General features: G+C 59.9%; 6 protein-coding genes. 2 read left to right on the forward strand and 4 right to left on the reverse strand.

The window, feature by feature from the left end:
- Nucleotides 1–22: 22 nt before the first annotated feature.
- Nucleotides 23–1,420, reverse strand: coding sequence for a nucleobase:cation symporter-2 family protein (locus OKC40_RS03040; protein ID WP_234602003.1), 1,398 nt, complete (start codon nucleotides 1,418–1,420; stop codon nucleotides 23–25).
- A 235-nt stretch (nucleotides 1,421–1,655) separates the two neighbouring features.
- Between OKC40_RS03040 and OKC40_RS03045 the strand changes: the two genes are divergently transcribed.
- On the forward strand, nucleotides 1,656–2,777 hold the full coding sequence (locus OKC40_RS03045) for a GGDEF domain-containing protein (RefSeq protein WP_201932553.1): 1,122 nt from the start codon (nucleotides 1,656–1,658) through the stop codon (nucleotides 2,775–2,777).
- A gap of 33 nt (nucleotides 2,778–2,810) precedes the next feature.
- Here the strand turns inward: OKC40_RS03045 and OKC40_RS03050 are convergent, their stop codons facing one another.
- Together OKC40_RS03050 and OKC40_RS03055 are read right to left on the reverse strand one after the other, a co-directional pair.
- A complete protein-coding gene (locus OKC40_RS03050; protein ID WP_042058875.1) occupies nucleotides 2,811–3,059 on the reverse strand; it encodes a YciN family protein in 249 nt (82 codons plus the stop codon).
- 123 nt (nucleotides 3,060–3,182) lie between these two features.
- A complete protein-coding gene (locus OKC40_RS03055; protein ID WP_042058872.1) occupies nucleotides 3,183–4,562 on the reverse strand; it encodes an MATE family efflux transporter in 1,380 nt (459 codons plus the stop codon).
- 120 nt (nucleotides 4,563–4,682) lie between these two features.
- Here OKC40_RS03055 and OKC40_RS03060 point away from each other — a divergent pair, with 120 nt between their 5' ends.
- The gene (locus tag OKC40_RS03060) at nucleotides 4,683–5,540 is read left to right on the forward strand and encodes a helix-turn-helix transcriptional regulator (protein WP_201932550.1); all 858 of its coding nucleotides are present in this window, start codon (nucleotides 4,683–4,685) and stop codon (nucleotides 5,538–5,540) included.
- A gap of 95 nt (nucleotides 5,541–5,635) precedes the next feature.
- On the opposite strand, the gene OKC40_RS03065 is transcribed toward OKC40_RS03060, so the two are convergent.
- Nucleotides 5,636–6,039: ISAs1 family transposase (locus OKC40_RS03065; protein ID WP_270794049.1), on the reverse strand; the 404-nt coding region annotated here is incomplete at its 5' end.

The following is a 6,039-nucleotide window of genomic DNA, read 5'->3' on the forward strand; positions in this document are numbered from 1 at the left end:
TTTGCTGGCGGTGGGCGATGTCTCAGGAGTGACGCGCTTCGCGCTTTGGCAGCAGCAGGTTGAGCACGATGGCGGTGATGCCACCGGTGGCGACGCCGTAGGAGAGTACGCTTCTGGCCAGCTCCGGCAGGTGTTGCAGCACTTCCGGCACCTGTGCGACCCCCAGTCCCATGGCGAGCGATACCGCCAGGATCATCAGGGCGCGGCGATCCAGTTCCTCGCGGGCGATGATGCGCACCCCGGCGGCGGCGATGGTGCCGAACATCACGATAGTGGCGCCGCCCAGCACGGGCTCGGGGATCTGCTGTACCAGACTGGCGACCGCCGGGAATAGGCCGAGCAGCGCCAGCATGGCGGCGATAAAGAGCCCGACGTGACGGCTGGCGACGCCGGTCAGCTGAATGACGCCGTTGTTCTGGGCGAAGGTGGACATGGGGAAGGTGGAGAAGACCGCCGCCAGCATGGAGTTGGCACCATCGGCCAGCACGCCACCCTTGATCCGTTCCATATAGACAGGCCCTTCCAGCGGCTCGCCGGAGATATCCGAGGTGGCGGTCATGTCGCCGATCGCTTCGAGCGCCGTCACCACGAAGATGATGGCGAGCGGCACGAACAGCTGCCAGTCAAAGCCGAGACCGTAGTGGAGCGGAATGGGCACCATCACCAGCGGACCATCGAAGGTGGGGGGGCTCACTTTGCCCAGCAGCAGCGCCGCGGCATAGCCTGCCAGCATGGCGATCATGATGGCGGAGAGGCGCAGCCAGGGGTTGCGGCTGCGTTGCAGCAACACTATGAGGCCGAGCACCAGCAGGGAGAGGAAGAGGTTGGTGTGGCTGGCGAAGCTGCCATCAGAGAGGGCCGCATAACCGCCGCCCATGCTGATCAGCCCCACCTTGATCAGGGTCAGGCCGATCAACAGCACCACGATGCCGGTGACCAGCGGGGTGATGATCCGTTTCACCAGATGGAGGAAGCGACTCATCACTACGATGGTCAGAGCGGCGGCCAGCATGGTGCCGAACAGGGTGCCCAGCAGATCCTCGGTGGGCATGGCAGCCTGTTTGAGGGCGAGACCGGAGGCGATGATGGGGCCGAGGAAGTTGAAGCTGGTGCCCTGTACCGAGAGCAGGCCGGAACCGATGGGGCCGAAGCGGCGGGTCTGGATGAAGGAGGCGATGCCGGACATGACCAGCGACATGGAGACGATATAACGGGTGTCGGCGGCAGGGAGGCCGAGGGCATTGGCGATAATCAGGGGCGGGGTAATGATGGCGACAAACATGGCGAGCATATGCTGCAGGGCGGCGAACAGGGTTTGGGGCAGGGGCGGTACATCGTCTATGCCGTAGACCAGTTCGCTATGGGCTCGCCTGGGGGGATGTGCCTCCGGGGTGATGCGTTTGGCAGCAGCCTGTTCCATAAGTACCTCGAATTGTGTGGGGAGGGGGGAGAAAATTGGGCGCTATTGTAGAGATTGAAATGGCGCTGACCAGCGCTAATTATGCGAAAAAAGGTTTATTTTTTGATGGGTTGAAACGTTTGCGCGTGGCGATTATCATCTGTCGGTTTGTGTGACCTGTCTCACGGTTTAATTTCCCCTTGCCCCCCCCCGCCTCGGTGTAGAATGAGCCCTCTGTAGTTGTGTGGAGATTCTGGTGCTGAAATTGGCGGAGTTCTGGAGTGCCAAGGTTCACTCCGAAGACTTTACTCGTACCCGCATGGGATTTATGACGGTGCGTTTGCGCCTGCTTACCTGTCTGTTGATGATCGGTTTGCCGGCCTGGGCGGTGGTGGATTGGGTCACCTTGCCCGCCATCCATTTCGAGCAGCTGTTCCAGGCCAGGATCTTCTGCACTCTGGCGTTGTCGCCGCTCATTCCGCTCTCTTATCTTATTCATTTCAAACGGGAACGGATGAAGCTGGCCCTGGGCTACCTGATGGCCGTGATGATGCTCTTCTCCCTCTTCTGCCTGCACAGCTTTGGCGCAGAGCAGGAGCTGCAGGCGGGCTATGTGGCCTTTCCCTATCTGCTGATCACCCTGTTTGCCATCTTCCCCATCCCCCTCTCCCTCGGTTTGCAACTGGCAGGTGTGGTGCTGGTGACCATGCTGCTGGGCCACTGGCTGTTGGTGGGCCAGAGTATCTGGAGTCAGGCCACCCTGAATCAGGTGTGGGTGCTCGGCATGTTTACCATGGCCAGCTGCTGGGTGCAGTGCGGCCAGCTCAACATGCTGCTGCGGCTCTATCGGGAATCCACTACCGACGAGCTGACCGGCATGATGAACCGCCGCTTGCTGATGAAGCAGCTGGAGCAGGCCAGAGAGAAGCTGAAAGCCAAAAAGAAGCCCTTTGCTGTTATGTTGCTGGATCTCGATCGCTTCAAGCGGATCAACGATATCTACGGCCATCTGGCGGGGGATGCGGTGCTCAAGGAGGTGGCTACCACCCTGGGCGAGCAGCTGGAGCCTGACATGGTGCTGGGGCGTTATGGCGGCGAAGAGTTTGCCATCCTGATGCACAACTGCGGTGATCCGGTACAGGCGAGTCGGGTGGCGGAACGGCTGCGGATTGCGGTCGAGGCCCGGCTGGTGAAGAGCCCCACCTCGGATGAACTGCTGGAGGTGACGGTGAGTATCGGCATTGCCATGGCCCGTGCCGGAGACACCATCGATATTCTGATCAACCGCGCCGACGAGTGTCTCTATCAGGCCAAGATGGCGGGACGCAACTGCGTGGTGGTCGAGGGGCAGAACAGCGGAAAGACAGATGCCGCCTGAGGGCGGCATCCTGTTGGCAAGGTGCTGGTGACATCAGGCCAGCTTGTACTTGCCGGAGAGCTGCTGGGCCAGCAACTTGAACATGTTGAAGACCGCCATGGTCTTGCCGGTCGGGGTGCCATCTTCGGCCAGGAAATATTCCCCCTTGAACACCAGAATATCCCCCTTCTGCTCCACCGAATCGGCGCGCATACCGTGGATGAAGTCTTCGTGGCTCTTGATGATCTTGTTGGCCATCTCAAGCAGGGCAGTCTCGGTGATCAGCTCTTTTTGTGGTTGCATGCTCGTCTCCTTAAACGACTACTGGACAGGGAAACCGTGGATCCCTGCCTCTGATTGAAGAGGCGCCCAGCATACTGCAAACAGGGTTTTTCTGTCATTGATATGACCCCGATTTGTGGCTGTTTATCCGATCACCAGATTCTTCAGCCAGCGGCGCTGGCGAATGCGGCGCTGCACCAGCAGCACCTTGCTGAACTCCTCCAGCAGCACCACCGCCACCACCCAGGAGAGGGGCCAGCCGAGCACAGTAACGGCCACCCAGGCGAGCGGGATGCCGATGCACCACATGCCGACGATATCGATGAAGATGCTGTAGTTCACATCGCCGCCGGAGCGCAGCACCCCGATGATCCCCACCATGTTGAACACCTTGAGCAGCATCCCCAGACACATGATGCCGAGCACCTGTCCCGCTTCTGTCATCAGCTCGGGGGGCAGGTTGCCGACCCATTGCAGCAGGTTGGCTTGCAGCAGCCAGACCGCAATCCCCACCAGCAGCGCGCCAATCGGTGCCAGCAGCAGGAACAGCTGGGAGTGCTGCCAGGCTACCTCGTACTCCTCGGCCCCGAGCCGGTGGCCGAGCAGGGTGGAGCAGGCCACCGCCAGCCCGAAGAAGAGGGAGATAAGGATGCTCTCCAGGGTGCCGAGGGTGGTCATGATGGCCAGCGAATCGGTGCCAAGATGGGCGTAGAGAAAGCCGTAAATCAGCATGCCGAAGGCCCAGAGCCCGTCATGGAACAGCAGCGGCAGGGCGATCAGGGTAAAGCGCACCACCTCCTTGCGTTTGAAGGCGGCCAGCCAGTCATTTTTTCGCGGGATCAGGCGCGCCTCGTAGCGTCTCACGTAGATCAGCAGCAGGGTCGTTTGCAACAGCCGTGAAAGGGTGGTGCCCCAGGCCGAGCCAGCCACCCCCATCGCCTCGAAGCCGAAGTGACCGAAGATGAGGGCGTAGTTGAGGATGACGTTGGCGATGATGGCGATAATGCCGATGCGGGTTGGTGCGGCGGCATTGCCGACCGAGCGCAGGGCTGACTCCAGCGGCACCACGATGGCGGTGCAGAGGATGGTGGCGCCGGTGATCATCAAGAATTGATCCGCCAGTGCCCGCAGTGCCGGATCCTGACTGGCAAAACCCAGCACGCTGCCCGGTGATAACACATAGATGAAGGCAAAGGGCAGGGTGACCAGCAGGGCGCCCACTATGGCCAGCGCCAGGGAGCGGCGCACCCCGGCCATCTCCCCGCGCCCGAAGTATTGTGCTGCCAATACCGAGACCCCGCCCGCGAGGCCCGCTATCACCAGCAGATTGAAAAAGAAGACCCGGTTACCCAAGCCGACCGCCGCCACTGCCGTGGTGCCAAGCTGGCTCACCATCATGATATCGATGAGGCCGAGCAGGGAGAACATCATGGACTGCAGCGAGACAGGCAGGGCCAGTCGCCACAGTCGGGTCATGAACTCGCGATCGGTGGTTTGTTTTAAAATCGCTTGCCAATAATTCATTAGTGTTAACCGGGTTTGAGAAAAGCAAGGTTTGTCATGGGTATGATAGGGGCATGTCGGGGCGTTCTCACTGTGAGTGCCTCTCGGTTTTCTTGTGCAAAACTATCCTGTTGAGGTGTTATGCCATTTGCCAGCGAGTGTCTGGAGATAGCACCAGCCTGTGAAGAGCAGATGCTGGGACGTGAAGGGCTGCCCCTGCTCGGCGAGGCGGGGATCTTCCTTAGCGGGCTTTCGAAGATCCGCGATCACTACCTGATCCGCCGCAATCGCCCCGAGTTTCACATCCTGATGGTGAGTCATGACGAAGGGGGAGCGCTGCTCACCGACGAGGGGGAGCAAGCCATTCCGGCCGGGTCGCTGATTTTCCTGCCCGCCGCCGTGCCCGGCGGTCTCAAGCTGATTGGTGAGCGCTGGCAGATCAGCTGGATTTTGCTCGATGATGTGCCGCGCTGGCAGCATCTGCACCGCCTCGGTCACCGTATCTGGCAAGGGGATGGTGGCGATCAGCTCTACCACCTGCTCAGCCTGATGCAGGGGGAGGGGGTTCGCTCCCCGCTGCAGCCCCAACTGCTCAGCCTGTTGCTGGCGTTGCTGGAGCGCACCCTGCAAGGGGAGGTGCGCGGCACCCCTGAACTCAGATTGCAGGCGCTGTTTCGCCGGGTGGAGGCGCGCCTGGACGAACCCTGGAGTGTCGCCCTGCTGGCTCAGCAGATGGCCTGCTCCGTGCCCCATCTGCACCGGCTCTGTCAGCAGGCGTTTGGCATGGGGCCCATGGCCAAGGTAACCGAGCTCAGAATGAACAAGGCGCGCCAGCTGCTGCTCTATACCAACTGGCCACTTGGCGAGCTGGCGGCCCGGGTCGGTTACAGCGATGGGGCCAACTTTGCCAACCGCTTTCGTCGTCTGACTGGTCAGACCCCGGGGGCATTTCGTCGACTCGGTCGCAAACCTTTTGCAACGGATATGCAAACTCTTTGAAATTAATGACACAAGCCCCTAGGATCGGCGGGTTCCTGCGTCTAGCTAACCGTTTAGGTACCAAGATCCATCAGGGCGAGAGCGTGAACATATTGTTAAATTGACTTCAATTCAGCCAGCCCTGCATCCAATACCTTTTCCAGATATGGGCTGCTCATGCCCGCAAATTGCTGCTTCTTCCGCAAGCTTGCCTTACGGCTGGTTTCGGCTCGCAGCATGTTTTGCGCCATGTGTCGTGCACAGGCCAATATTTGAGGGGCATCACCTCGATATATCTGGCAGGCATCCTCATTCATCACGACATCCAGAACCCAGTGCAGGCTATTTTCAATTGCCCAGTGCCCTCGTACCGCTGAAGCAAACTGCTCTGGTGTCAGTTCAGCCGAGCTGATGTAGTAGCGATACTCCATCGAAAATTTTTCCATATTTTCAATTCGATAGGATATTGCGACACCGACAGTCTTCAGCGATTTCCACTCTGGAAATTGCTCTGATAGTG

This window comes from Aeromonas sp. QDB11 (genome assembly GCF_027705265.1).
Taxonomy (GTDB): domain Bacteria; phylum Pseudomonadota; class Gammaproteobacteria; order Enterobacterales; family Aeromonadaceae; genus Aeromonas; species Aeromonas allosaccharophila.